Genomic DNA, 26,021 nt, shown 5'->3' on the forward strand with positions numbered 1-26,021 from the left:
GTTGGAAGTGTTATGTCAAATTTGGGATTTAAATAATTAAACCTAGTTTTGCCAAAATTTAATTTTATGGGTTTTTCACTTTCTAAACTATTTAATAAAACTGAAACTACCAAAGATACTATTGATGCTATTATTGCTTCTGTAGAACATGAGGCTTATGGTGTTTCTGAAAGTAATGTCCTTTTTTCTGGACTTAACGAATTGGGTGGCTATTTCTTTTTTCAGACTATAATTGTAGGTACACTAAATGTTAAATGTAAAAATGGCGCTACACTTACATTCAAAGGAAAGAATTTTGAATTATCCCTAAACTCGGATTCTCTAGAGTTTGAATCTCATCATACCGAAGTAAAAGGACGTTATGTTACTAATATTGATTTTCAGATTGAAGAAAGTGATATTAAAAAATTGCAAAACGCTACTTTATCTGAAATTATATTGAAGGTTAAAAAGCACGAGCTTTTGTTTACGAAGTACAACTCTGAGAAGTAGTCTGAACTTCGATAGGCATTTTAGACATCGTTATTAACCTCTATCCAATAGCCATCTGGATCTTGAAAGTAAACTTGTTTTACACCATCGTTTCTTATGTAGTCTTTGTTAGGTGTATCTTTCCAGTCGGAATACTCAATATTTAGTGTTTCTAAATGGTTTACAAATTCCTTAAAACCTGTTGTTGCTAATGCAAAATGCACGGCTTTATTGGTCTTTATTTCTGCATTAGGTCTCGGAATTAAATGCAGCTGTGTACTGTCTGTGAGTTGAAGCCATCTGGTTTTAGAGTTTGAGGCTGTATTTTTTATTTCCTTTAATTGAAATACCTCTTGATAAAACGCTACGGAATGATTGACGTCTTTTACTGAAAGTGCAATATGATTGAAAGAGAATGCATTCATCTAAACAAGGGATTTAAAACCACCATACAACATTCTACTGGCATCGAAAATTAATTTTTCAGGCTTGATTAAAGGTGCTACCAACGTTGTCATTCTTGGGTCTTTTGGTACCATTTGGTTTGCCATGTCTCGTACTTCTTTTGAAGGAAACACAACCCAACCGAATACAATATCTTCATCTTCTTTGGCATTTATGGCTTCTGTAAAGGATTTAGTGCCTTCCAAGTGCATATCGTCGCCAACAAATTCGTGATAGGCTATGGCTCCGTATTCTTTCCAGATTGCTGCAACTTGCTGTGCTACCTTTTGGTATTCATCTATATGAATCTTTGGTATAGGAAATACGAAACCATCGATGTAGTTTTTCATAGTTTTTATTTTAATGAGTTAGTAAAATTTGTCACTAACACGTACACATACTAACAGTTACTGTTTTTAATTGGTTATGCTCTTTTAAAAGTTCTAAGATTTTGGAATTTCTTTCTTTACAAATGTTTTGAATTTGTTCCTCATAAAATTCATCATTCTCATTATCACTATTTAATTCGGACTCCTTCTCTTTTATCTTAGACTCAGCATCTTTAATTATGTGTGTAATCTTATCTTGTATTTCTTTAGAAATATTATCTGTTGTATGAATAAACGTATCGTAGGTGCACATTTCGTCAAAGTCTGAATAGCTTGCAATTGGTTTTGAGTTCATCCAAACTTGATCATTAGCTTCATAATCTCCTACAATTTGGATTGCGTAAGATGCTGTAATTAAATCGATAATCTCTACTGTTTTAATTTCATCTATTTTAATTTCTACAGGATTAATTAACTTGTAAAGTGTTATTTCTTGATAAGGATACTCTAAGCGTTCTGTATAATAGCCATATTCACCAGGTTCGTATGTAAATTGATTGAACAAAAAAGATTTAGGGTCGTTTTCAAGTTGTTGTTTGTATTGGAGCGTATTATTACTGTGAGCAATGTATTTATAGCCAGTTATTTGCTGTCCACCTTTTAGTTCTATTGTAAACTTTGCGTGTACACCATTGTATTCTGCAAAAGCAAAAATTGGAAATACACTAATTATTAATATTAGGATGAGTTTTTTCATTTTGGATTTAAAATTGTTGCCATTCGTATACTTAAAAAACATAACTAACTCAGATAGGGAACAACACTAGATTGTGACTAGGGTTTCAGCTGCTATGAATAACATACATCTTAAGTTTACAAAATATTTACTAATCAAATATTTTATTGAATTCATCTTCATTTATCAAACCCAAATTCAGTAAAGTCATTGAGTAATATGGTTCATATTTTTTAATATCCGTTTTGCTTTTCAGCTTTTCGAGTAAAGGCAATAACCTCTCATTTTCTTTAAAGTTAGTCAATCGTTTTAATCCAGCCATCACAACTCCAGAGTCATTGTCATTCAGAATAGCGTATTCGAGTATTTCAAAAGCTTTCTGGTTTCCAGTATCTCCAAGTATCATTATATCCTTGATTCTGCTGTCAGCATTCTTAGATTTGAACTTTTCCAAACCAGTTAATTCAGGCTTTTTAGTATTCAAACCTGTTTTGCTTGGTGCAGTCTCTGTATTCTTAATTCCAAAAATTTTTTTCAGTATACTCATATCACTTGATTTTAAAAATAATTATAATTAAAGGAAATAAAGTCAGAATCAATAAATTCCCTATTCCTGGGGAAAAGTCCTGAATCGGAAATGATAATGAAAATATTGCTCCAAAAAAATAAAGCATTGAGACAACTAAATTCAAAATCAGAAGTGTATTTCTCAAAATAGTTTTTTTGGTGAGCTGAAATCCTATTGTAAAAACGAGAATTGGTAGATAAAAGAAAAGCAGGTCAAATTCTTTAAAAACAAAATTTGGTCTCCAATGTAATTCCTCCGTTTCATATTGATGCCCAAAAGAGTAAGAGTAGGGAACGACTAAAATCAGAAATACGATAATATTTAAAATGCAAACAGTTTTGTTTTTCTTTATGTAATTCCAGATTTTGTTTGTCATTTCATATTATAGCAACGGTCTCGGCTATGATTTCGTTGCGGAAAAATCCGCAGGATTCTTTCCGCCGTAGCCGAAAGATAGCAAATTTGCGTTGAATTCCGATAAGGAATTCAACCGCAATGAATTATAGCCATTGTTGTGCGTTCGTTTTTATTTATAATACTTAATCAAATCATCATCTTTAGTGTCGTGTTTTTCATATATGATTTGACCTAAAGAATCATCAGAAATATATGATATCCATTTAAACCTACATTTGTTACACATGTAAAGTTTCGGCATGTAATAATTATCATTTATGACTCCTATTTCTTTTAAATTTTTGACTTCTGGGCATTTGTTAAATTGTGAAAGAAGTTGGCATTTACAGTCTGAATTTTCTGTTTCTTTTACTTCTTGATATTCAATATCTTGAATCAACTTTATAAGTTGTCCAGTCAGTAATCTTTTATTTACCTTAACGTAAAGCTTTCCATTAATTGGCAGATTTTCAAATCTACTTCGATATGATTCAATAACTGAGTAAATTTCACCAAAGTCAAATCGTTCTTTTTTATATTCTTCATGAATAAAATTATTGAAGTTGTATTTTAATTCTGCCCATTTCTTGGATTGTTCAATCATTTCCATCTTATTGAATGCAATCCAATCGTAAATCAAAAATTGATTCAAGTTGATTTTAATTTTATCTAAGAATAGGTTCTTCAAAGCTTATTTGGGGTTTATGTAAATGACGCACAACGGTCTCGGCTATGAGTAGTTGCGTGGTTTAGCGGTTAATTTTGCAAGTACACACCAAACTGAAAATCCGCGAGGATTTTCAGAAGTAGGTGAAAACAAGCAATTACTTATAGCCATTGTTGGGCGTAGTTTTTATTCTTTTAATTGTATTACTATTCCACCAAATCTAGCTTCTTCTGCATAATATTCTTTTCCATTAATATAGCACGATTCAGATTCATATTTTTCTTTTTGTTCCGTTCCGGCATAGTATCCTTGACATCCATATCCGCCCATTTCTGTGTTAAAAAACTCAACAATTCTACCATTTAAATCAGCAGTTTTTGAATAACACTTTCCGCAAATTGATTTCGGGTATCTTTGTTGAAATCCTCTTTCTGTACCACAGTTTGGGCAAAACTGTTTAAACTTAATGGATTCATTACGTTTAAACTTATTTGATTCGTCCATATCAGCACGAATAAGAAAATTGTCCCAGTCAATTATTTTCCAGTATTCGTCATTGTCAAACTCCATTTTTTTCCTTAACTCATTAGTCTTGGTAATAATTAAAGGTTCTAATTCAGAGATGCGAGAATCAATATTTTTGATTCTAAAAGGCGAATATTTCAAATACCATTTATTCTCTTTTGTAATAAATTCCCAAAACTCATTAGATGAATTAAAATCCTTAACATCTAAATCAAAGTCTGAATCGACTCCTTTATCTGAGTTTTTATTCAAGCCAAAAAGTTTAGATATAAAATTCATTTAGATTTTTGTTTTCAAATTACGCCCAACGGTCTCGTATAACCGTCAGTTACGGGTTAATATGCGTTAATTTTCGGTTTAGAACTGACGTTAGCAATTCCGAGTGGATTCGGACGTAGTCGAATCCGCCGTAATTGCGGTTATACATTGTTGTATGCCGTTTTTTATTTATAATAATAATACCAGTTACTGTCATAATTCGTGTCAAAATTCTCTTTACTATCCAAAAAAACAGAATAAAAATCTTTCTTAAAATATCCAAATTCGTCATACTTTTTCAATATGTCAAAATATAGTTCGTTCCATTTTTTATGTAATTCAGAATCTTGATATTTCTTTAGTTGCTCATCTGTATATAAAAAGATTGTTGCACTATTAAATCTTCTATTAATCATCCATATTTCAGGATTATTTATTTCTGATTTCAGTTTTTTAATTTCTTCATCAGGTATGTTTTTGTTGGCCTCATCTTTTGCAATCGTTTCAAAGTCTGAGAAATAAACAAATAAATTGTTTGTTTTATAAGTCAGTCCAAGAAGTTTTTTAATCCAATTCGGCTTGTTTTTTAATTCATAATTTGAAATTATTTCTCCAAATTTTTTCGCAATTTCATTTTGTTTGGTTTTGTCAAAATTATAAGTCCGATTGTCCATAAATTTCCCTTTGTCTTTTGCGTATTCTAGACATACTTGTATTCGAGGTTGAGATTTATTTTTATGGATATGGTCAAATATTATATTTAGAGTTTTGACTTCATATTTTTGGTCAATCCATTTAGCAAGTGGTTCAAATTCTTCTTTTATTTTTGAAATCCCTTGCTTTATTTTCTTGGTTGATTTATAATCTTTGTCAGAGGTAAATATCATTTTTCTTTAGTGCGAAATGCTTTTCTCAAATGGCATACAACGGTCTCGGCTATGAGTAGTTGCGTGGTTTAGCACTTAACTTAGCAAGTACACACCAAACTGAAAATCCGCGAGGATTTTCAGAAGTAGGCGAGAACAAGCAATTACTTATAGCCATTGTTGTGAGCAGTTTAAACAAATTTTAAAATTTCAGTCATATTATTCAACTTAGGAATAAAATCCAACCACCTTACATTGTCATAAGCGTTTACATAGGAAGGATTGACACATAGGGTTCTGGCACCAGATTCATATGCCCAAATGTCATTAATTGAATTACCTACAAATAATACTTCATAAGGCGAAATGTTTTCTTTACGAATGATATCTTTTATATATGTTGCTTTCCCTTTAAAGTCATAATTAGTGCCTATTATATCTGCAAGAGAACCAGACCTGTCGAAATAAAAATTATTTGCTGAAATTCCTCTAAAATAAGAAGCTAAATCTCCAATTTTTAATTTTATAAGCTCTTCTATTGAACCAGAAAGTATATAAATTTTTATGTTTTTTTTACTTAAAGTTTCTACCAAGTCTTTTAGACCTGGAATTAAAGAAATTTTATTTGACACTTCGTGTAATTGGTCTATATGCAAAGATTTCTCTTTAAATTTTTGCAAGGTAATTTGGCACCATTCACTATGGCTTATTTCATTTCTTATGAATTGTTTGTGATATTTCCCACATTCTTTAGAACTATAACCTAGATGATTCCATATCAGTTCCCACGTTGTTTCATTTCTTTTGGATTCTGTTAAAGTACCATCAAAGTCTAATACAACAACTTTTGTTTCCAAAGATTCAGGTAAATTTCTGACTTTATTCCTTACAGTTTTTCTTTTATAATTGTGATAGTATTCAATTAAATTTGAAGCAAAATCGTCTTCAGTTTTAATATTTGATGTTATATCTTCAAAACTACATTTCAAGGATGTGCAAAGTTTTTTTAAGTCTTCTTTATTTATTGTGTTAAATTCTTTGTAGTCAAAATCTGTGTTTTGAAGATTGAATCTTTCAAGATTACAAAGGGTTTTATAAGGAATGCCTGTTTCTCTTGAAATAGTAGTCAGTTTTTGACCTTGATTTGTTCTTCTTTTATAAAAAAGTTTAAATGGATTTATGTAATATGTTTGCGGTATTTTTTCTAGCAATTGTCTTTGCTCATCTATTAACGATTTTAACAAACCAGATAATTGTATTTTCAGCCAATCAATAATTTCATTGGTATATTGAAATTCTCTTACAAAATTGTTTTTCTTTTCACTTAAAATTTCATCAATCAAGTAAAAAATATTGATGTTGTCGATTGATTTGTATTTAATGTCTTTGTTTTTCCGATTATTAGTAAATAATCTATATTCAGAATAAACATTTTTATCAATAAAGATGAAGATTGGGATGTTTTTCGATTTGGCTCTTAAATATTCTTTTTTCGTAATAGAATTATACTTAATTATTTGTTTTTGGCGTGTTTTTTTATTGATAACTCCTTCACTCGGTGGTGACCCATATCTACCTCCAATTATTAAGGTAAAAATAGTTGCTTTTTCAACTTCATTATAGCAAGCAACATCTACGTTTTTATACCAATCGAATGAAATAGAACCTCGTTCAAATAATATTGGTTCCATATGATTCTCTTCAAAGTAATTTTTTAATTGCTCCCTTGTATCTTTTAAATCGACATATGTTGAACTAATAAAGACTCTTGTTTTTGCCATAATTGAGTAGAATTAAATAATTCTTAAAATGCTTTTTTATTGGAATATCACTTTTATTCTTAGAGTTTCATAAAATTGCTCACAACTAGTTATATGAGTACAAAAATTCCCTTTATCACACAAAATTCATGGGATAAAAGGAACTTTGTTCATTTACAAAATGTATATTTAATTCGCTACTTCGCTAATAAACTTAATGCGATACAAGCGTAATTCTTCATCGTCATAGTCACCATCAAACTCTTCAATAGCATCAGAGATTTTATCGCTTTCAGAGTCCATAAAATAGTCGTGGATTTCTTCTTGCTGATCTTCGTCTAATAAATCATCGATATAGTAACTAATATTTAGTTTAGTACCAGAATATACGATAGATTCCATTTCTTTAATAAATTCTGGCATTTCCATACCTTTTGCAGAGGCAATGTCATCTAATGGTAATTTTCTATCCACATTTTGGATAATATAAAGCTTAAGTGCAGAGTTAGAACCTGTGGATTTTACGACCATATCGTCTGGTCTGGTAATATCATTTTCTTCTACATAGTCTGCTATAAGATTTACAAAATCTTTACCATACTTTTTGGCCTTACTTTCTCCTACTCCATGTACATTAGACAGTTCTTCTATATTAATAGGATATTTTAATGCCATATCTTCTAAGGAAGGGTCTTGGAAAATAACAAATGGTGGCACACCAAGCTTCTTAGCATTACGCTTACGCAAATCTTTAAGCATCTTCATTAACTGCTCGTCTGCAACTGCTCCACCACCTTTAGAGTTAGTTATAATACCATCGTTAGATTCTTCATCGTACACATGGTCTTCTGCCATCATAAACGACTGAGGACTCTTTAAAAAGTCTTTACCTTCATCGCTAAGCCGCAAAACACCATAGGTTTCAATATCTTTCTTTAAAAGACCTGCAACAATCACTTGACGAATAAGCGCCATCCAAAAACGATCTTCCTTGTCTTTACCAATACCAAAAAACGGTTGCGTATCCGTTTTATGAGAAGAAATTAAGGCGTTAGATTTACCAATTATTACTTGTACCAAATCTTTGGCTTTGTACTTTTCATTGGTCTTATCAACTGTATCTAACAATATTTTTACCTCATCTTGAGCTTCTACCTGCTTTTTAGGATTACGAACATTGTCGTCCATATCTCCACCTTCACCAGTCTCATTATCAAACTCTTCACCAAAATAGTGCAAAATAAATTTTCGTCTAGACATGGAAGTCTCTGCAAATGCGACAACTTCTTGCAACAAAGCATGACCAATTTCTTGTTCGGCAACAGGCTTACCAGACATAAATTTTTCTAGCTTTTCTATATCTTTATAAGCATAGAATGCCAAACAGTGACCTTCGCCTCCATCGCGTCCTGCTCTGCCTGTTTCTTGGTAATAGCTTTCGATACTTTTTGGTATATCGTGATGAATAACAAAGCGCACATCTGGCTTGTCTATTCCCATACCAAAAGCTATGGTTGCCACAACCACATCTGTATCTTCCATGAGGAACATATCTTGATGCTTTACTCTGGTTTTAGCATCTAAACCTGCATGATATGGCACAGCTTTTATACCATTAACCTGAAGTACTTGTGCCAACTCCTCTACACGCTTTCTACTTAAACAGTAAACAATACCAGACTTGCCTTCGTTTTGCTTAATAAAACGAATGATATCGGCATCTACATTTTTAGTCTTAGGACGTACTTCGTAAAATAAGTTTGGTCTGTTAAAGGATGCTTTGAAAGTAACAGCATCTGTCATGCCTAAACTTTTCAGGATATCTTCCTGTACTTTAGGTGTTGCTGTTGCTGTAAGTCCAACAATCGGAATATCGTCACCAATGCGTTTTATAATATGACGCAGATTTCTATATTCTGGTCTAAAATCGTGTCCCCATTCACTAATACAATGTGCCTCGTCCACAGCCATAAATGAGATTTTCTGAGACTTCAAAAAATCTACATATTCTTCTTTGGTTAACGATTCTGGCGCTACGTATAATAGTTTTGTGACACCATTAATAATATCATCTTTTACACGTTTAACTTCAGTTTTATTTAATGACGAATTTAAAACGTGTGCAACTCCTTCATTTTCAGATACTGCACGTATAGCATCTACCTGGTTTTTCATTAGAGCAATAAGAGGAGATACCACTATTGCTGTACCCTCTTTTATTAAAGCTGGTAACTGATAACAAAGTGATTTTCCGCCACCTGTTGGCATAATAACAAACGTGTTATTACCTTCTACTACATTTTTAATAACTTCTTCTTGTAGACCCTTAAACCCAGAAAAACCAAAGTATTTTTTTAGTGAGGAGTGTAAGTCAATTTCTGCAATACTCATTAATCCCTTTTCGTATTTATTTCTTCTTTAAAAAACTAAACTCTACTACAAATATAACATCTAGAACTTAGCTTTGCATCTGTAATTACGTTGTTGAGTACTTGTAATTTTTTCAAAGTGATTTGGGAATATTTGAATGAAAAAATTCACGTACTTTTGCATAACCTTAAAGATAACAAAATCTTTATATCTAAAAAACACATTAAAAAATTAGTTTTGAACACTGTGTCATCCATTTTAAACACTGCCAAAAGTACTATAGCCTTAGAAAGTAAGGCTATTGGGAATTTGTCAGATTTACTTACAGACGATTTTGCCAATGCTGTAGAACTCATCTATAATTCTAAAGGACGAGTTATTATTACTGGTATTGGTAAAAGTGCCATAATTGCTAACAAAATTGTTGCGACTTTAAATTCCACAGGAACACCTGCTGTATTTATGCATGCTGCAGATGCAATACATGGTGATCTAGGGTTGATTTTAAAAGACGATGTAGTTATTTGTATTTCTAAGAGCGGAAACACTCCTGAAATTAAAGTTTTGGTGCCGCTTATAAAGAATGCCAAAAATAAAATGATTGCTATTACTGGCAATGAAGCGTCGTTTTTAGGACAACAGGCAGACTACGTTTTAAATACTTATGTTGAGCAAGAGGCTTGCCCTAATAATTTGGCTCCTACCACAAGCACTACTGCACAACTTGTTATGGGTGATGCTTTGGCGATTTGTTTATTAGAATTGAGAGGATTCTCAAGCAAGGATTTTGCAAAATATCATCCTGGTGGTGCCTTAGGCAAACGTTTATATTTAAGAGTTAATGATTTATCATCTCTAAACCAAAAACCAGAAGTACATTTAGACGCTAGTCTTAAAGAAGTGATTGTTGAGATTACCGAAAAAATGCTGGGAGTTACAGCTGTTGTAGAAAATGATAACATTGTTGGTATTATTACAGATGGCGATTTACGTCGTATGCTAAGTAAGAGTGATGATATCACAAACCTTACCGCTAGAGATATAATGAGCACCAACCCAAGACGTATTGCTGAAGACGCTATGGCTGTAGATGCTAAAGAATTGATGGAAGAATTTGGTATTTCACAGTTATTGGTTGAGCATGATGGTAAATACGCTGGAGTTGTTCACTTACATGATTTAATAAAAGAAGGCATCATATAATGGCGAAGAAGAGTGTAGACGAAATGTCTTTTCTAGACCATCTTGAAGATTTAAGATGGCATTTAATTAGAGCAACCTTAGGCGTAGTTATTGCTGCTACACTTGCTTTTATATTCAAAAAGTTCATTTTTGATGTTATCATTTTTGGGCCTACTCAAATGAATTTCCCAACGTATGAAGGCTTGTGTAAAATGTCACAATTCTTGGGTATTGAAGACACTACTTTTTGTGCCGATAAATTTCCGTTTATTATTCAAAACAGAACGGTTGCTGGTCAATTTTCAGCACATATCTGGACATCGATTTACGCAGGTTTCATTGTAGCCTTTCCATATGTATTATATCAATTGTGGAGTTTTATAAGTCCTGGATTAAAACCAAACGAGCGTAAAAACTCAAGAGGATTTATAGTTGTGGCTTCATTTTTATTTTTCCTTGGTGTCTTATTTGGTTATTATATCATTACACCTTTATCGATTAACTTTTTAGCTAACTATCAGATTAGTGAGCAGATTTCTAATGAGTTTGATATTAGCTCTGTAATCGCCATTGTAAGGTCCTCTTCATTGGCATCTGGTTTTGTGTTTGAGTTACCAATTATTATCTACTTTTTAACGAAAGTTGGCTTGGTAACACCTCAATTTTTGAGAAAATACAGAAAGTATGCGTTGGTACTTGTACTTATATTATCTGCCATAATTACTCCACCAGATATTGCAAGTCAGGTGATTGTGGCTATTCCTATTTTAGTATTATACCAAGCAAGTATTTATATTTCTGCTATCGTAGTTAGAAACCAAAATAGAAAAAGAAAACATGTCTGATATTGTAAAAGAATTTAATGAGTATCGTTCTAAAATGAACGATAAGATCTTAGCTGATAATAATAAAATCGTAAAACGTATTTTTAATCTAGATACTAATGCCTTTGCAGAGGGTGCTTTAGATAAAAAAACTAAAGAATTACTTGGTTTGGTAGCTTCAACTGTATTACGTTGCGATGATTGTGTTAAATATCATTTAGAGTCTTCATATAATGAAGGATTAACAAAAGCCGAAGTTAGTGAAGCACTTGGTATCGCTACTTTGATTGGTGGTACTATTGTAATTCCACATTTAAGAAGAGCGCATGAATATTGGGAAGCTCTAGAAAATCAAGGTTAAACTTTTTATAAATATAGACTTAAGATAATGGGTTATATATGAATTTGTTATTTTTAGCGTTCTTAGAAATAGTATGAAGTTACGCGCAGAAAATTTAATGAAGTCCTATAGCGGACGAAAAGTTGTAAAAGACGTTTCTCTTGAAGTTAATCAAGGTGAGATTGTAGGTTTGCTTGGCCCAAATGGTGCTGGTAAAACGACTTCATTCTATATGATTGTTGGCATCATTAAACCTAATGGTGGAAACATTTATCTAGATAATACTGACATTACAAAATATCCAATGTACAAGCGTGCCCAAAATGGTATTGGATATTTAGCACAAGAAGCTTCTGTCTTTAGAAAATTAAGTATTGAAGATAATATTTTGAGTGTACTTCAGCTTACCAAATTGAGTAAAAAAGAACAACACGAAAAAATGGAATCTTTGATAGAGGAGTTTGGTCTAGGTCATATTAGAACCAATCGTGGTGATTTACTATCTGGTGGTGAGCGTCGTCGTACAGAAATTGCACGTGCACTTGCTACCGATCCTAACTTTATATTATTAGATGAGCCTTTTGCTGGTGTAGATCCTGTTGCTGTAGAGGATATTCAGCGTATTGTTGCTAAACTTACCAAAAAGAATATTGGTATTCTTATTACAGACCATAATGTACAAGAAACACTTGCCATTACAGACAGAACCTACCTTATGTTTGAAGGTGGCATTTTAAAAGCTGGTAAACCAGAAGAACTTGCCAGTGATGAAATGGTACGTAAAGTTTACCTTGGTCAAAACTTTGAACTTCGTAAAAAGAAATTAGAATTTTAGTTTAAGACAACCTCTTTAACTTTCTTCTTACTCTTTTTAAGCCCAAAATACCCAAGTACACTACTGCAGATTGAATAAATAAATTTACAATCCAGTATACTGCTCTTACAGACAAACTTTCGTTAACATAAAATGGTAAACCTCTGTGTATGCCACTTATGGGTAAACTAAAAATCGCAATAATTGGATTTGTTACTGAGGTTAAATCACTTTTACTTTTAGTTAATTGCACATCCAAAAAGACAATTAAAAATTGAATCACCATTAGGGTAAAAAAAACGATGAGAAACGGTCTAAGCTTTAGTTTTTTCATTTTTCTGTGATTTCTTGTTTTATTAATTTTTTCTGATAACGTCCTTGTACAATATCCACAACAACCAATACTGCAATTACAAAATAGAATGTTGTTTTACTCATTGGTACAATCTCATTTCCAAAGATTTTAAGGTGTGCTAAATGACCTCCTTCGGTAACTAGCATAATACCCACAATAAATAAAATAAATAATCCTAATACCTCATACATTCTATTCTTTGCAAGGAAAACTGAAATTTTATCTGCAAGTAACAGCATTAAAAGACCACTTGCTACAATAGCTACAGCCATAACAATAAAGGCTGTTGTTGAGTTTTCAATATCACTAGTTAAACCAATGGCTGCCAATATAGAATCGAAAGAGAAAACCAAATTCATTATTACAATACTTACCACAGCAGCATTAGCAGACTTACTTCGTTTGGTATCACCATTTCCTTCAATATCGTGCTCTAAATCTGAAGTAGAAATCATATGCCAAATCTCCTTAATTGCTGTATAGATAATAAATCCACCTCCAGCTAACACAATTATGCTATGTCCATTAAACGCAAAGTCTAAAACATCTTCAATATGACCCGTTAAAAATGAGAATGGCTCTTGAAAATATTCAATCACTGAAACCAGTACAAATAGCAGAACAATTCTTAACACAATAGCTATTAATATACCTACTTTTCGAACTCGTTTTTGTTCACTTACAGGTGCTTTTTTAGACTCTAAGGAAATATATAATAGGTTATCAAATCCTAGTACAGCCTGAAGCATTACTAGCATTAAAAGGGTAAAAATAACTTCTGCCATTTTTTAATATGTTGTGTTTATTAGTTTATGTTCTTTTTATCGATTAAGGACAAAATAATATAGAGAATGATAATGATAGGTATTGCAGCAAAGTGCAATACTACTAGCATCACCAAACTTATAATTAAAAAGATATATCGTATTGCGTTATTCTTAAAACTCCAATCTTTAAATTTTAACGCAAACAATTTTATATTAGAATTTAGGAGATAGCAACTTATAAGTGTCAAACCAATTAAAAACCACTTGTTAATAATGATGGTATTCATCAAATCATTATTCTGATATTCTAAAATAAGTGGTAACGATAGGATTAGTAAAGTATTAGCTGGTACTGGTAACCCTTTAAAATAGGTTTGCTGGTCTTCATCTAAATTAAACTTGGCTAATCTATATGCTGATGCTAATGGTATAAACAACCCAATTAGAGGTAATACAGACATTTTAAAACCTTGCCAGTGGAAGATAGAATTCCAACTATCAGAATAAGCAGCATAATTTGGACTATCTACAGTAAGAGATATTAATTTAAACATTATAACTCCTGGCACTACTCCACTTGTCACCAAATCCGCTAATGAATCTAACTGTATACCCAAAGGGCTCTGCACGTTAAGCTTTCTTGCTAAAAGGCCATCAAAAAAATCGAAAAAGATCCCTAAAAACACAAAAAAAGCAGCTACAATAAAATTACCGTGTACTGCAAATATTAGAGCGATACATCCTGAAAATAAATTAAGAAGTGTAACTATATTAGGAATGTGTCGCTTAAAACTCATGAATATAATTTTTGTAAAAATATAAAAGTATTTGAGCTTAGCTTATTATTTTTTTCAAATTGTGGATATTGTTAAACAATAAGAAGGTCTTTTTAAAGTTAAATACATAGAAAAATTGTGCATCTTTGTAAAAAACTTTGCTGTTGAAAAATTACATCGTAATTCTCTTAACACTTGTTACCTCTATCGCTTTTGCGCAATCTACCAGGAAGTATTCTAATGAATTTATGAATATTGGTGTAGATGCTGCTGCTTTAGGGATGAGCAATGCCGTAGTTTCTCAAACTTCGGATGTTAATTCTGGTTATTGGAATCCGGCTGGATTAGTACATCTTGAAGATAACCAACTTGCTTTAATGCACTCTAACTATTTTGCCAACATTGCTAACTACAATTATATTGGTTATGGTATGCCTTTAGATGATCGTAGTGCTGTTGGTATTTCGCTTATAAGATTTGGCGTTGACGATATTTTAGATACCACCCAATTAATTGATGATGAAGGTAACATCAACTACGACAGAATAAGTACTTTTTCTACAGCAGACTATGGATTAACCTTCTCGTATGCCAGAAAATTACCTTTAGACGGATTAAATTTTGGCGTAAATGCTAAAGTAATTAGACGAATTATTGGTGATTTTGCATCATCTTGGGGATTTGGCTTGGATGCTGGCATTCAATTTGAAAATGATTCTGGTTGGAAGTTTGGACTTATGGCTAGAGATATTACAACTACCTACAACACTTGGTCTATTGATGAAGAAAAATTTGAACAAATTAGTGGTGCTGTTGAAGGTCAAAACCAAGAATTACCAGAAACCACAGAAATTACGATTCCAAAATTAGAAATTGGAATGTCTAAAAAATGGATTTTCAACTATGATTATTCCTTATTAGCAGCCGCAAATCTTAATGTACGCTTTGAGGAAAATAATGATATTATCTCCACGTCATTTGCAAGTATAAATCCAGCATTAGGCTTTGAGTTTGGATATACAGATTTGGTTTTTCTAAGAGGTGGAGTTGGTAATTTTCAGAATGAAAGACAAATAGATAATTCTGAAGATTTAACCTTTCAGCCTAATTTCGGTGTTGGTTTTAAATACAAAGGTATTCAACTTGATTACGCTTTTACAGATATTGGAGACCAAAGTGCTGCGCTGTATTCCAATGTTTTTTCATTGAAAATAGATTTTAGTATTTTTAGATAGTTAAGCTCAACAAATGAAAATAAAACTATCGCTTTTAGCATTTTTCTTTCTTTCGATTTCCTTTGCATTTCAAATTCAGTTATCTCAAGATACTGAAGTTTCGGTTTTAACTTTTGGGCCCGGTAAAAGTTTAAATGATGCATTTGGGCATAATGCCTTCAGAGTTAATGATAAAACAAAAGGAATCGATATCGTATATGGTTACGGTCAGTATGACTTTGATGCCCCAAACTTTTATCTAAAATTTGCAAGAGGTAAACTTAACTACCTCATAAGCAGACATTTTTTTGGTGATATTTTCAACTACTATTCAAGACAAAACAGAACGATTGAGGAACAGGTTTTAAATCTATCTATAGAGCAAAAACAAAAGCTCTTCAATTATTTAGAAAACAACTACAAACCTGAAAACAGAAAATATCTCTACGACTTTTTCTATGATAATTGTGCCACCAAAATTAGAGATGTCTTATCAACGGTTAGCGACAATACTATAAGTTTTGAAAAGCCAACTAATTTTGAACAAAAAACATTTAGAGCACTTATTTATGAGCATGTTGACAAGAATTCTTGGGGAAGCTTAGGAATAGACATTGCTTTAGGTTCTGTTGTGGATAGAGAAGCTTCGGCTAATGAGTATATGTTTTTACCTAAATATATTAACTCATTTTTCAAGGTTTCTAAAATAAATGGAAGTAGTGATTTGGTGAAGTCGTCCTCAACACTTTATGAAACACGAAATAAAAGTGTGTCATCAAATTTTCTATTTAGCCCTTTAGTACTGCTTGGTTTAATTGCTTCTTTTATTCTTTACATCACTTATAAAGATTATAAGAAACAGAAGAGAACGAAGTGGTTAGACATTACTCTTTTTTCTTTAACTGGAATAGTAGGTATTCTTTTATTATTCTTATGGTTTGGCACCGATCATACCGCAACTTGGCAAAATTATAATCTGCTTTGGGCTTTTCCTTTAAATATTTTTGCAATAAAACAGCTACTAAAGAATGATGTTAAGAATTGGGTAAAAAGTTATCTTAAATTTTTAATTATAATGCTTTGTCTTATGACTCTACACTGGACTATTGGTGTACAGGTTTTTGCAATTGCATTGACACCTCTTCTTATAGCATTGGCAGTACGATATATCTATTTGGTAAAGTTCTTTAAGAATTAAGTTTACTGACCTCTGTAATATAAAATTGTACTCAGTGTTTTTATAGCAATATTAAAGTCTAGAAACACACTTCTGTGTTTTATATAATACAAATCGTATTGTAGTTTTGTGAGACTATCATCAATTGAAGAACCATATCTCGTCTTTACTTGAGCCCAACCTGTTAGTCCTGGTTTAATGATATGTCGCGTTTCATAAAACGGTATAATTCTCGCTAATTCATTAACAAAAAACGGACGCTCAGGCCTTGGCCCAATAACGCTCATATCACCTTTTAAGACATTATAAAATTGAGGGATCTCATCTAAACGCGACCTTCTTAAAAATTTACCGAACTTAGTAATACGCTTATCATCCTTCTTTGCCCACTTAACACCATCTTTCTCTGCATTCACTACCATAGTTCTAAGTTTGATGATTTCAAAAGGTTTTCCATTTCGCCCAATACGCTCTTGTATATAAAATAATGGGCCTTTATTACCTAAAAGATTTCCTAAAAGTATAAATGGTAAAATTAAAGCACCTATCGTTAACCCAATAATTGCTAATAGAATATCAAAAGCTCTTTGGAAAAATATATAGAGTTTGTTCTCATTACTTCTACTAAAAGGAAAGTATTTATAAAAATCTTTACCTACAAATTGAATAGGAACTCTGTGTAATAACTCTTCATATACCTGCGTATATTCTCTTATTTTAAAGCCTCTCTCTAACAACATCATTAGATCGTGATAGACCTCAGCGATTATAGCTTCAGAATTAAAACTAGCCACAAGTACTTCTGATATTCTTTCTTTCTCGATAACATTCAAAAAATCTTTGGCTTGAAATTCTTTTAGTCCCTTAAATTTTACAGACTCAGGAGTAGATGCTTCACTATTAATAAAACCAACAATTTTATAGTTAGGATCTGAAGTATTGAGCGCTCTAACCAAACCATCAATATTAGAAATTTCTCCAACTAGAAGTACGCGTTTATAAAATCTTGGCGATTCTATAAGATTAATATATACTAAACGCCAAAGTAAAATTGATACAATTATCGCCAAATAAAAATATACAATCTGTATACGCTCTTCAGGTAAGTAAGGCGATAAAAAAGGTGTTAAAAGATAAAATAGCACAACGGTTGATGTCGTGATTACAATATTCCTAAACGTTGAGTCTAGCTTACTGGCTTTCTGTAAATCATAAAGTTCGAAAATAGTACCGAAAATTATAAGATATATTGCAAGCAAAATTAGGGAGACTATATTCTCACCATCGAAACGTAAATATTCAAACTTTGGATACAGATTTAAAAAATAAACAGCCAGAAATACCATCACCAAATCCATGATTCGTAATAGAATCTTTCGTTCTGATACCTCGAAGTGGATGCCTTTTTTATGTGTCATAGTTGGTTAGCTACGCCGTAAATATAGTAACATCAATTGATTTTTATCTTCATATTAAGACAAAAGCTTTTCCCATTTTACTTTTACTTCTTTCCAATCGAACTTTTCTACTTTTTTACGTGCGTTAAACACTAATTTGTTTTTAAGGTTTTGGTCTTCTTGTAGTTTTATTATAGCATTTACCATTGCATCTACATCATTTGGCGGTACTAAAAGACCATCTTCATTATGAGAAATTAAATAAGGTAAACCACCTACCTCAGTTGATACAACTGGTAAACCTAAAGCCATTGCTTCAATAACGCTAACTGGTGTATTATCAAAATTAGTTGTGTTAATGAAAATATTGTAATTTTTTGAAAGCTCTATCCATTCTTTTTTTGATAGTTTACCCGTAAACTTTACATTAAGGTCTAATTGTTTAATTAATTGTTTGACTTCCTTTAGACTACCATCACTATCTGGGCCAACCATACATAATTCTGCATTATATCCTTTTTTGATAAGATTATCTAATATTAAAACTGCTAAGGTTGGATTATAAATTTTAGAAAAAGATCTTAACCAAAATAATTTAATAATTTCCACATCTCGATTAAAAAACTCAAAATCAGACACTTTAATAGTATTTGGTATATATTCTACATTCTGGTATCCATAGTTTTTAAACGTCACTTTTAAGAAGTTTGAAGGTGACACCAACTTGTAAGCATTATCAAAAACCATCTTACTTAACTTTGGGTTCTGTATCAACCGCTTCTCTAGATTTCCGCCATGTAGAATTGGGATATAATTTACTTTTAATATTCTACATAATTGACTTACTAAAAAAGCATAATAAAAATTTAGCGTGCTATAGGTGTCTATAATTACATAATCAATTCTATTCTTATGCTTAACACATGAATATAACATATCCAAGATTCTTCTTATTTTATTGTTATAACTTGAAGCATAAAATAATTGACGACTATCACTTTCTAATAATGGTCCAAGCACACCTATTGAAGATATATTGGATTTTTTACTCTTTAAGTTGTTTCCTATGTATAGGATTGTTTTCATATGTTACATTTAATAACGCTAGAGCATAAATAAATGCTGGAGCTGCAAGCCGTATTGATGAGTGATTAATGGTGGCAAACCAAAACCCTAGAAAAGCATAAAATAGATAATTTCTTTTATTCCGTGACCTGTAATCTAAAGGTTTAAACAAAAGAATAATTAATATTACCACTCCAAACATTCCATGTTCAGCCAACAACCTACTCACCTCACTATGGGAGGTTACACCTTGACCTTCAATTTCAATTCTTTCATCTTTAGCTCTACTAGATCCAATACCAAAAAAAGGATTAGAAATGAACCCTGATATTTCTTTTTCAAATAACTCTCCTCTTCCTGTAGTAATATCTGCTTTTTCTCGTCCTAAATGATCTTTATTTTCATAACGTAAATCTATATAACCATCAGTTTGATTAGAACTAATTAACCATGTAAAAACCATACTAAATGCAAAAACCACAGATAACATCAATATATTATTTTTCTTCCTTTTAGTAACAACGGAATAATACATTACTAAAAAAGCTACAATAGTTATTAATGCTGTTACTACTCCTCCTCTACTAAAAGTAACCACTGCTCTAAAACTTATAGCTGAAAAAATAACAATGTTTAGAATTTTTAAACCTTTAGATGGAGATTTTGCAAATAATCTTACTGCAATAATTAACATTCCCAATCCTAATATTGTAGATACTTGATTGGCTCCCCAACCACCAGAAGCAGATCTATTAGATCCAGTACCAGATAAAACATCCTTTACACTAGGATTATAAAAAAATATATAGATAGTATGGGATATTATTGGTAGTACAGTATAAAGCAAAAGAGTATGTAGTTGCTTAATCGATATTTTTTTATCATAACAAAATAATGCCGCAACACCCAAACAAACTGGACCACTCAATACAAATGCAATATTTGTTCTAAAATTAGCATCAAAACTCAATGTGGTTGAAGCAACAAATATTGAGGGAATTAATAATAATATATATATAAAATAAGGATAAGCTTTACCTGATATACCTTTGTAAAACATACCCATAATCATAAATATAACTACAAGATACTTACCAGCTTCATAAGATATTGCACCTCTTGTCATACGCAGTAATACCTCAGCACCAACAAAGTATGAACAAGCCTTTAAAACTTCATATATTTTTAAATGACTTGGAGATGTTATTATTCTATAAAGAAAGTAAAAAAGAGCAGCAAAAAAATATAGTTTAGCCAATCCTTCATTGAAATAAATGATTATTCCTATAAATAAATGAAAAGCTACCGCAACTACGTATGTTATATTGGTTTTCAAAAAAAATATTTGGCAATAGAGTTAATCTAATAAAAATTAACCCAAACTTAATAATTTAAGCTTAAGAAACTATTTTTTTATAATCATCTAATGGAAAACTATAATAATAACTTTTACCAATAACAAATATCAAAAAGTGAGAAACAAAGACTGGTACTATAGGTTTGGTATACCTTAAAACAGAATCGTAGGTTTTATTAGAATAATTACAGATCAAAAATGGAATTGTATCTGGGTTTAAATAATTTCGTCTTACATTATTCTCAACCAAAGGTTTGCTTTGATTAAAAGTCTCAAAACTGAAATCTTTTTTAATTCTAATTAATTGATACAACTCTATTACAGATAATGGTTCTTTACTTTTATTGTAAAACAATAAACAACTAGAAATATCCATTAAAATCCATTTTTGTAAGGTTTCGCTGTAAATTTCATTGAAAGAATGACCACCATATTCTTTATTAAACGGTGCTCTTGTCGTTCCCCATTCTCTAACCTTTATACCATTAATAACACAAAAATTATTAAATATCTGGGTTAAATCACTACAAACTCCTCCTTTACCTTCTAACATTATTCGGAGTGCTCTATCAGAGGGTTCACTTAGACCTGGCCCACCTTTAATGTTATCTTGTAGCCAAAGGCATATCACTTTAGCTATTTCAAAATCACTAGATGGTTTTCCATCCTTGAAAATTTCTTCATTAATTTGTTTAAAGTTATTAGGGATATCTTTACTTAAATTAATTTGGTTATAAGCAATTCCTTCAATTTCTTCGAGATTAGAGTTCTTTGATAGCAATTTGAATCTCGTTAAGTATAAAAAAGGATGACGCTTAATAAGCCATGACACTTTTTTAAAAATCATTCAATTAATTTAACATTTTTCAATTTAAGATAAATACTTTTATATTCTAACAGACAGCTAATTAACAGTTTATATTTTGCAAAAACAAACAAATTGTTATTAATAAAAAGTAAATTCTTACTTTTTACACTTCTATTATATCGCTAAATATTCTTTTGTTGTAATGGCTATAAGTGAATTTCGATAAATCTCCTCTATTATAATTTATCATTTGATGGAACTCTTCACTTGATAAATCTATGATATTGTGTATTGATTTCACAATACTTTCAACAGATATTACATCTAAAAGAAAACCATTTTTATTATCTAGAATATAGTTATCAATTGAAGATATGTTAGATACAATAGGTATACACCCAAAATTCATCGCTTCTGCAATAACCTTTGGAAATCCTTCAGAAGCTGATGGCAAAATTATGCTATGAGACCTAACGTAAACCTCTTGTACTTCCTTACGTGATAAAAATCCATAAAACTTAAACTCTAAACCTGTTTCTTTAGCTTTTTTAGTATAATATTCTCTTTGCTTACCATCACCAACAATATGAACAATTCTCACTTTATGCTTTGCTGTTTGCGGTAAACTTATAAAAGAATCTATAATTAAATCCAAACCTTTTTCTTTCTCTAATCTACCAACAAAGCAAAACTCTAATTTATCGTCTTTAGTTTTTGTGGATATTATTTCTTCACCTCTTATTAACTCAGATTCTGTAATACAAGGATTTTCAAACGTTAGACATTGCTTTGGTTGATTTTGCCAAGCACCATTAATGGTTACAATTCTTTTTTGATTTTTTAGTAACCATCTTTGAAAAGCATAAGATACTGGTGGATTTTTTTGTTTCCAGTTACCTGCATATTTAAACCAACCTTTTTTAGAGCTAAATAAAATTAAATAAGGTATTACAAAAACACCTATTCCTGTTGGTGCTCTAAATTGAAATACATCTGCTTTCTTTATAGATTGTCTTATAATGTTAATTACTTTAGGTGCACTTAGTATTATATTAAATTTATCTTTTAATCGTTTTCCTCCAACTGCAGGAAGCGCAATGAATGTAATTTTATTAGAAGTGTATGGTAAACTGCTGGATGGTGGAACAGCGTCATGCAACATCGCTACATGGATAATATGATCAAAATTATTAACCAAATTATTAATTTCAGTTACAGTAGAACCCAAACCAACTATATGCCCATTACCATCTCTATAATGCTCTGTATGTGATATTATGGTTAGAGTTTTCATTCTAATAACTTTATGTAATCTTTAATTATATACGACCAGTCATGTTGTTTTGACCAACTTACTGCACCTTTATAAAAAATGTTCTTATTCTCTAGAATATGCTTTACACTTTGCAAAAACTGTAATGAATCCTTATGATCTACTAAAATCCCTGAAGAGTTTTGATCTATAGCATCTTCAATACCACATCCTTTAGAACCTATAGCTGGTATTCCTAAGGTATTTGCTTCTAATATTGCTATACCAAAGCCTTCTACATCACCTGTAGGACTCTCAGAGCTTAGCATCACAAAAATATCTGCACCACTCAATGCTTGCTTTAATTGTTCATTATCTAGACTTCCATGGAAGGTAACATAGTTATCTACATTTAATTTTTCAGCCTTTTTGAGAAACTCATCTGCCTCAGTAGGTATGCCAATACAATGATAGTGCAATTCCGGAAACTCATTTGTGAGTTTTGGCAAATGCTTAATAACATTGAGCTGTCCTTTTCTAGAACTTACTCTTCCAACCGTTATTAAAACAGGATTTCCTTTAAGAGGTTTGGAATTAGTACTTTCTACCTCCCAATCTTTTATATCTATTCCATTAGGTATTATATGTACACCTATACTTAATGAACTTATCAATTCTTTAGTATAGTTTGAAACTGCAACAACCTCATCAAACTGTTTTAAAGCAATATTGACAGATTTGCGCAATAAAAAGGGCTTAAAATTGACTTCGGTACCATGAATAACTGCAATGGTTTTTACTTTTGAAAATTTAGAAATCAAACCTACATTCCATAACGAAAACTTTCCTGTTGCAATTACAAAAGAAATATTTTTCATCATTCTGTAAGTGGAAACTATACGGTTAATGTACATTCTTATTCTAAATGAATAACGCTTTATCCTTATAACTTTGAACGGTAAACCTTTATCAAATTCAATCTCATCATCACCTGTTAAAGAACGTTGATCTGCAATAACACTAACATCATAGCCTTGCATTGATATGTTGTATGCTAGATTATAGGCATGATTACCTATACCACCAGGTTGTGGCGGAAATTCTGATGTTACTATTAGTATCTTTTTTTGTTTACCAGTCATCAAGGTGATTCTATTAATGGTCCTTCCTTAATTTTTTTACTAGCAAGACTCCAAGATTTAAGTACTTGGTAAAAAACCAATGGTAGAATTATAATGGTTAAAACGAGTCCTAAAACATTTAATAATTTATTTTTTTTGAATTGATAAGGAAAAATTGAGATTGGAATAGTACGTAAGAGAGCATATTTTGATGCCTTCTTTCCAAAATATCGTCTGTAGTAATATAAAACACTTGGTATTGGTCTAGCAGCAAAAAAGTTAGAAGGTCTAAAGGCGTCCCAACTTCCCATTTCTCTTAATCCTCCAGAATTAGCTTTAACGTCTATGCAAGATGCAAAAGGATTAGATACACTTTTAATGCCTTCTAAATAAACTCGAGTTCCAAATTCCCCATCACCCATACGTTGCTTCTCAAACTGCCTATCAAATAATCCAACAGCTGAAAAAACATCTTTGTACAGTAGTGCATTACCTGTAGCGAATTGAGTTGCTACAGAAAAATACGATCGTTCTTTAGGTATTTGTTGACCTTCTGGGTAAAACACACCAGCAGAGACTTTAGCATTAAAAAAATCTAAACACTTTAAATGAGAGCTTATCCAATCTGGTTCTATACGTACGTCATCTTCTGATAATGCAATAAATTCACCTTTTGCGCATTTTATAGCTGTGTTTCTAGCCAACCATAATGCCTTCTCCTTTTGTCTCACTAAATTAATATCTAGTTGGTAATCATCATAAAAGGAAGCATCAAAAGGCTCTGACTGATCTACAATTATAACCTCAAAGTTTTTATAATCTTGAGCTTCTAAATCATTAAGAATATTTGCCAAATGATTATATCGGTTTAATGTTGGTATAACCACACTTACTTTAAGATTCTGTGCTATTAATGGAGCCTTATATTTTGCATAATTAGGATATTGAATAATATCGTCGCCAATAGATACCCTCTTAATATGTTTTGTACTCAAGAATGCTTTTATCTCTTTAAAAGGGTTACATAATAACAAGAGTCTTAATAAAAACACATAATAAACCCATGCCTGATTGAAATATTTTCTAATAAAGTGATAATTATCTTCTAATGGAATCTCATTAAAATTATTATATGTTTCAACTGACCCAATATAACCTTTATTAATAGCTTGCCAAGATAAGTCATAGTCTCTGGCAAGTGATGATTTAAATTCACTATCTACTTCTAAATGCTTTATAACCTCATCTGGCAAAGCTTCTGCTCTTGGAAAAACTGAATAATTATCCTTTTTATAAAGTTGAAAATAATGTGTGGGTTGCAAATATTTTAAAAAAGTAAATAACATTTTTAAATTAATTTAAAACACAGTAAACGTTAGGTGGTAGCTTTTTGTCTTCTGAATAAGGATTTAATTTCTCATCAAGAACTGTATAATTATTTTCTCTAAAAAAATCAATGATTCTTATATCATTATTGGTCTCAACGATATATATAGGGTTATACTTTTTTAATGTATGAATACTACCTTTTAGAATATCATATTCAATTCCATCTACATCAATTTTTATTAAATCACATTTAAGATCATTTTCATTGATATAATCATCTATGCGTATCATTTGTACAGTGTCACTTTGCTGATTTTCGTTTTCGGGAATCACATTTGATGTAGAGTCATTTAAGAAAAGTTGTACTGATTTATTTTCATTTCCTACAGCCACATTGACTAATTCTACAATATTACCAACATTGTTTACTTCTACTGACTTACTAAGGGATTTAAACACATCTATACTTGGTTCAAAAGCAATTACCTTACCTCTTTTACATACTGTTTGCGACCACACCAAACTTAGGTACCCAAAATTAGCACCTACATCTAATATTGTAATATCATCTAAATTTTCTCTTCGCTTTCTTAGTAGTGTAATAGAATTACACAACATGGTATTCTCAATACCTTTTACTAAAGCATTAGAAGCTTCTTTTATAGAGGCTACAAACTTAAAATCAACATTATAGTCTAAATATGCTCTTTTGATTCTTACTTTTCGCTCTTTGTACACTCCATCTTTACGCAAAATAAAATCTCTTAACCACTTTAAGCTTTTAGATTTGCCTATACGGTTACGCAAAGGCTTCGGTATTTTTTTATAAAGATATACTAACATATACAGCTAA

27 protein-coding genes are annotated in these 26,021 nt (G+C 31.3%); 7 read left to right on the forward strand and 20 right to left on the reverse strand.

Annotated features, from left to right (window positions below):
* Window positions 1-66 precede the first annotated feature (66 nt).
* Entirely contained in the window at window positions 67-492 is a 426-nt protein-coding gene (locus tag ACXAFS_RS14615) for a hypothetical protein (protein WP_475307878.1), read from the forward strand.
* A gap of 20 nt (window positions 493-512) precedes the next feature.
* Here the strand turns inward: ACXAFS_RS14615 and ACXAFS_RS14620 are convergent, their stop codons facing one another.
* The 9 genes from ACXAFS_RS14620 to recQ all read right to left on the reverse strand — a co-directional run bounded on the left by ACXAFS_RS14620 (window position 513) and on the right by recQ (window position 9,411).
* On the reverse strand, window positions 513-896 hold the full coding sequence (locus ACXAFS_RS14620; protein WP_475307879.1) for a VOC family protein: 384 nt from the start codon (window positions 894-896) through the stop codon (window positions 513-515).
* Window positions 897-1,265: a DUF1428 domain-containing protein gene (locus tag ACXAFS_RS14625; protein ID WP_475307880.1), complete on the reverse strand. Its 369-nt coding sequence runs from the start codon at window positions 1,263-1,265 to the stop codon at window positions 897-899.
* 34 nt (window positions 1,266-1,299) lie between these two features.
* On the reverse strand, window positions 1,300-2,001 hold the full coding sequence (locus ACXAFS_RS14630) for a hypothetical protein (RefSeq protein ID WP_475307882.1): 702 nt from the start codon (window positions 1,999-2,001) through the stop codon (window positions 1,300-1,302).
* A gap of 130 nt (window positions 2,002-2,131) precedes the next feature.
* Window positions 2,132-2,527, reverse strand: a complete 396-nt coding sequence (locus ACXAFS_RS14635) for a HEAT repeat domain-containing protein (protein WP_475307883.1) — start codon at window positions 2,525-2,527, stop codon at window positions 2,132-2,134.
* 547 nt (window positions 2,528-3,074) lie between these two features.
* Window positions 3,075-3,632, reverse strand: coding sequence for a hypothetical protein (locus ACXAFS_RS14640; protein ID WP_475307884.1), 558 nt, complete (start codon window positions 3,630-3,632; stop codon window positions 3,075-3,077).
* 165 nt (window positions 3,633-3,797) lie between these two features.
* The gene (locus ACXAFS_RS14645) at window positions 3,798-4,415 is read right to left on the reverse strand and encodes a hypothetical protein (protein ID WP_475307886.1); all 618 of its coding nucleotides are present in this window, start codon (window positions 4,413-4,415) and stop codon (window positions 3,798-3,800) included.
* Between the two features lie 164 nt (window positions 4,416-4,579).
* Window positions 4,580-5,281, reverse strand: a complete 702-nt coding sequence (locus tag ACXAFS_RS14650) for a hypothetical protein (protein ID WP_475307887.1) — start codon at window positions 5,279-5,281, stop codon at window positions 4,580-4,582.
* 170 nt (window positions 5,282-5,451) lie between these two features.
* Window positions 5,452-7,041, reverse strand: a complete 1,590-nt coding sequence (locus tag ACXAFS_RS14655) for an HAD-IB family phosphatase (RefSeq protein ID WP_475307888.1) — start codon at window positions 7,039-7,041, stop codon at window positions 5,452-5,454.
* Between the two features lie 168 nt (window positions 7,042-7,209).
* Window positions 7,210-9,411 carry a DNA helicase RecQ gene (recQ, locus tag ACXAFS_RS14660; RefSeq protein ID WP_475307890.1) on the reverse strand — a complete coding sequence of 734 codons (2,202 nt, stop codon included), beginning with the start codon at window positions 9,409-9,411 and terminating at the stop codon, window positions 7,210-7,212.
* 216 nt (window positions 9,412-9,627) lie between these two features.
* Between recQ and ACXAFS_RS14665 the strand changes: the two genes are divergently transcribed.
* The 4 genes from ACXAFS_RS14665 (at window position 9,628) to lptB (ending at window position 12,571) form a co-directional block, all read left to right on the forward strand.
* The gene (locus ACXAFS_RS14665) at window positions 9,628-10,593 is read left to right on the forward strand and encodes a KpsF/GutQ family sugar-phosphate isomerase (protein WP_475307891.1); all 966 of its coding nucleotides are present in this window, start codon (window positions 9,628-9,630) and stop codon (window positions 10,591-10,593) included.
* A complete protein-coding gene (gene tatC, locus ACXAFS_RS14670; RefSeq protein ID WP_475307892.1) occupies window positions 10,593-11,417 on the forward strand; it encodes a twin-arginine translocase subunit TatC in 825 nt (274 codons plus the stop codon). Before ACXAFS_RS14665 ends, tatC begins: the two co-directional genes overlap by 1 nt.
* A complete protein-coding gene (locus tag ACXAFS_RS14675; protein ID WP_475307894.1) occupies window positions 11,410-11,757 on the forward strand; it encodes a carboxymuconolactone decarboxylase family protein in 348 nt (115 codons plus the stop codon). The genes tatC and ACXAFS_RS14675 overlap by 8 nt, the downstream gene beginning before the upstream one ends.
* A 73-nt stretch (window positions 11,758-11,830) precedes the next feature.
* Window positions 11,831-12,571 carry an LPS export ABC transporter ATP-binding protein gene (lptB, locus tag ACXAFS_RS14680; RefSeq protein WP_475307895.1) on the forward strand — a complete coding sequence of 247 codons (741 nt, stop codon included), beginning with the start codon at window positions 11,831-11,833 and terminating at the stop codon, window positions 12,569-12,571.
* A gap of 1 nt (window position 12,572) precedes the next feature.
* Here the strand turns inward: lptB and ACXAFS_RS14685 are convergent, their stop codons facing one another.
* From ACXAFS_RS14685 to ACXAFS_RS14695, 3 genes are read right to left on the reverse strand one after another with little or no spacing between them, the layout of a single operon-like run.
* Window positions 12,573-12,884 (reverse strand): hypothetical protein, encoded by a 312-nt coding sequence (locus ACXAFS_RS14685; protein ID WP_475307897.1) that lies wholly within the window; start codon window positions 12,882-12,884, stop codon window positions 12,573-12,575.
* Window positions 12,881-13,690, reverse strand: coding sequence for a TerC family protein (locus ACXAFS_RS14690; RefSeq protein WP_475307898.1), 810 nt, complete (start codon window positions 13,688-13,690; stop codon window positions 12,881-12,883). Before ACXAFS_RS14690 ends, ACXAFS_RS14685 begins: the two co-directional genes overlap by 4 nt.
* A 20-nt stretch (window positions 13,691-13,710) precedes the next feature.
* Entirely contained in the window at window positions 13,711-14,469 is a 759-nt protein-coding gene (locus tag ACXAFS_RS14695; RefSeq protein ID WP_475307900.1) for a CDP-alcohol phosphatidyltransferase family protein, read from the reverse strand.
* 143 nt (window positions 14,470-14,612) lie between these two features.
* Here ACXAFS_RS14695 and ACXAFS_RS14700 point away from each other — a divergent pair, with 143 nt between their 5' ends.
* Complete coding sequence (locus ACXAFS_RS14700) at window positions 14,613-15,683, forward strand: putative type IX sorting system protein PorV2 (protein ID WP_475307901.1); 1,071 nt, start codon at window positions 14,613-14,615, stop codon at window positions 15,681-15,683.
* A gap of 13 nt (window positions 15,684-15,696) precedes the next feature.
* Window positions 15,697-16,860 (forward strand): lipoprotein N-acyltransferase Lnb domain-containing protein, encoded by a 1,164-nt coding sequence (locus ACXAFS_RS14705; RefSeq protein ID WP_475307903.1) that lies wholly within the window; start codon window positions 15,697-15,699, stop codon window positions 16,858-16,860.
* Window positions 16,861-16,862: 2 nt separating this feature from the next.
* Here the strand turns inward: ACXAFS_RS14705 and ACXAFS_RS14710 are convergent, their stop codons facing one another.
* The 8 genes from ACXAFS_RS14710 to ACXAFS_RS14745 all read right to left on the reverse strand — a co-directional run bounded on the left by ACXAFS_RS14710 (window position 16,863) and on the right by ACXAFS_RS14745 (window position 26,011).
* Window positions 16,863-18,257, reverse strand: coding sequence for a sugar transferase (locus ACXAFS_RS14710; protein ID WP_475307904.1), 1,395 nt, complete (start codon window positions 18,255-18,257; stop codon window positions 16,863-16,865).
* Between the two features lie 54 nt (window positions 18,258-18,311).
* Window positions 18,312-19,322, reverse strand: coding sequence for a glycosyltransferase family 4 protein (locus tag ACXAFS_RS14715; RefSeq protein WP_475307906.1), 1,011 nt, complete (start codon window positions 19,320-19,322; stop codon window positions 18,312-18,314).
* Entirely contained in the window at window positions 19,282-20,637 is a 1,356-nt protein-coding gene (locus ACXAFS_RS14720; RefSeq protein WP_475307907.1) for an O-antigen ligase family protein, read from the reverse strand. The genes ACXAFS_RS14715 and ACXAFS_RS14720 overlap by 41 nt, the downstream gene beginning before the upstream one ends.
* A gap of 61 nt (window positions 20,638-20,698) precedes the next feature.
* Window positions 20,699-21,439 (reverse strand): transglutaminase-like domain-containing protein, encoded by a 741-nt coding sequence (locus ACXAFS_RS14725; protein WP_475307908.1) that lies wholly within the window; start codon window positions 21,437-21,439, stop codon window positions 20,699-20,701.
* Window positions 21,440-21,629: 190 nt separating this feature from the next.
* Complete coding sequence (locus tag ACXAFS_RS14730; RefSeq protein ID WP_475307910.1) at window positions 21,630-22,760, reverse strand: glycosyltransferase; 1,131 nt, start codon at window positions 22,758-22,760, stop codon at window positions 21,630-21,632.
* Window positions 22,757-23,860 (reverse strand): glycosyltransferase family 4 protein, encoded by a 1,104-nt coding sequence (locus ACXAFS_RS14735; RefSeq protein WP_475307911.1) that lies wholly within the window; start codon window positions 23,858-23,860, stop codon window positions 22,757-22,759. Before ACXAFS_RS14735 ends, ACXAFS_RS14730 begins: the two co-directional genes overlap by 4 nt.
* A complete protein-coding gene (locus ACXAFS_RS14740; RefSeq protein ID WP_475307912.1) occupies window positions 23,860-25,185 on the reverse strand; it encodes a glycosyltransferase family 2 protein in 1,326 nt (441 codons plus the stop codon). Before ACXAFS_RS14740 ends, ACXAFS_RS14735 begins: the two co-directional genes overlap by 1 nt.
* A 7-nt stretch (window positions 25,186-25,192) precedes the next feature.
* A complete protein-coding gene (locus tag ACXAFS_RS14745; protein ID WP_475307914.1) occupies window positions 25,193-26,011 on the reverse strand; it encodes an FkbM family methyltransferase in 819 nt (272 codons plus the stop codon).
* Between the last annotated feature and the right edge of the window lie 10 nt (window positions 26,012-26,021).

The organism is Winogradskyella sp. ABM4_392, assembly GCF_056160445.1.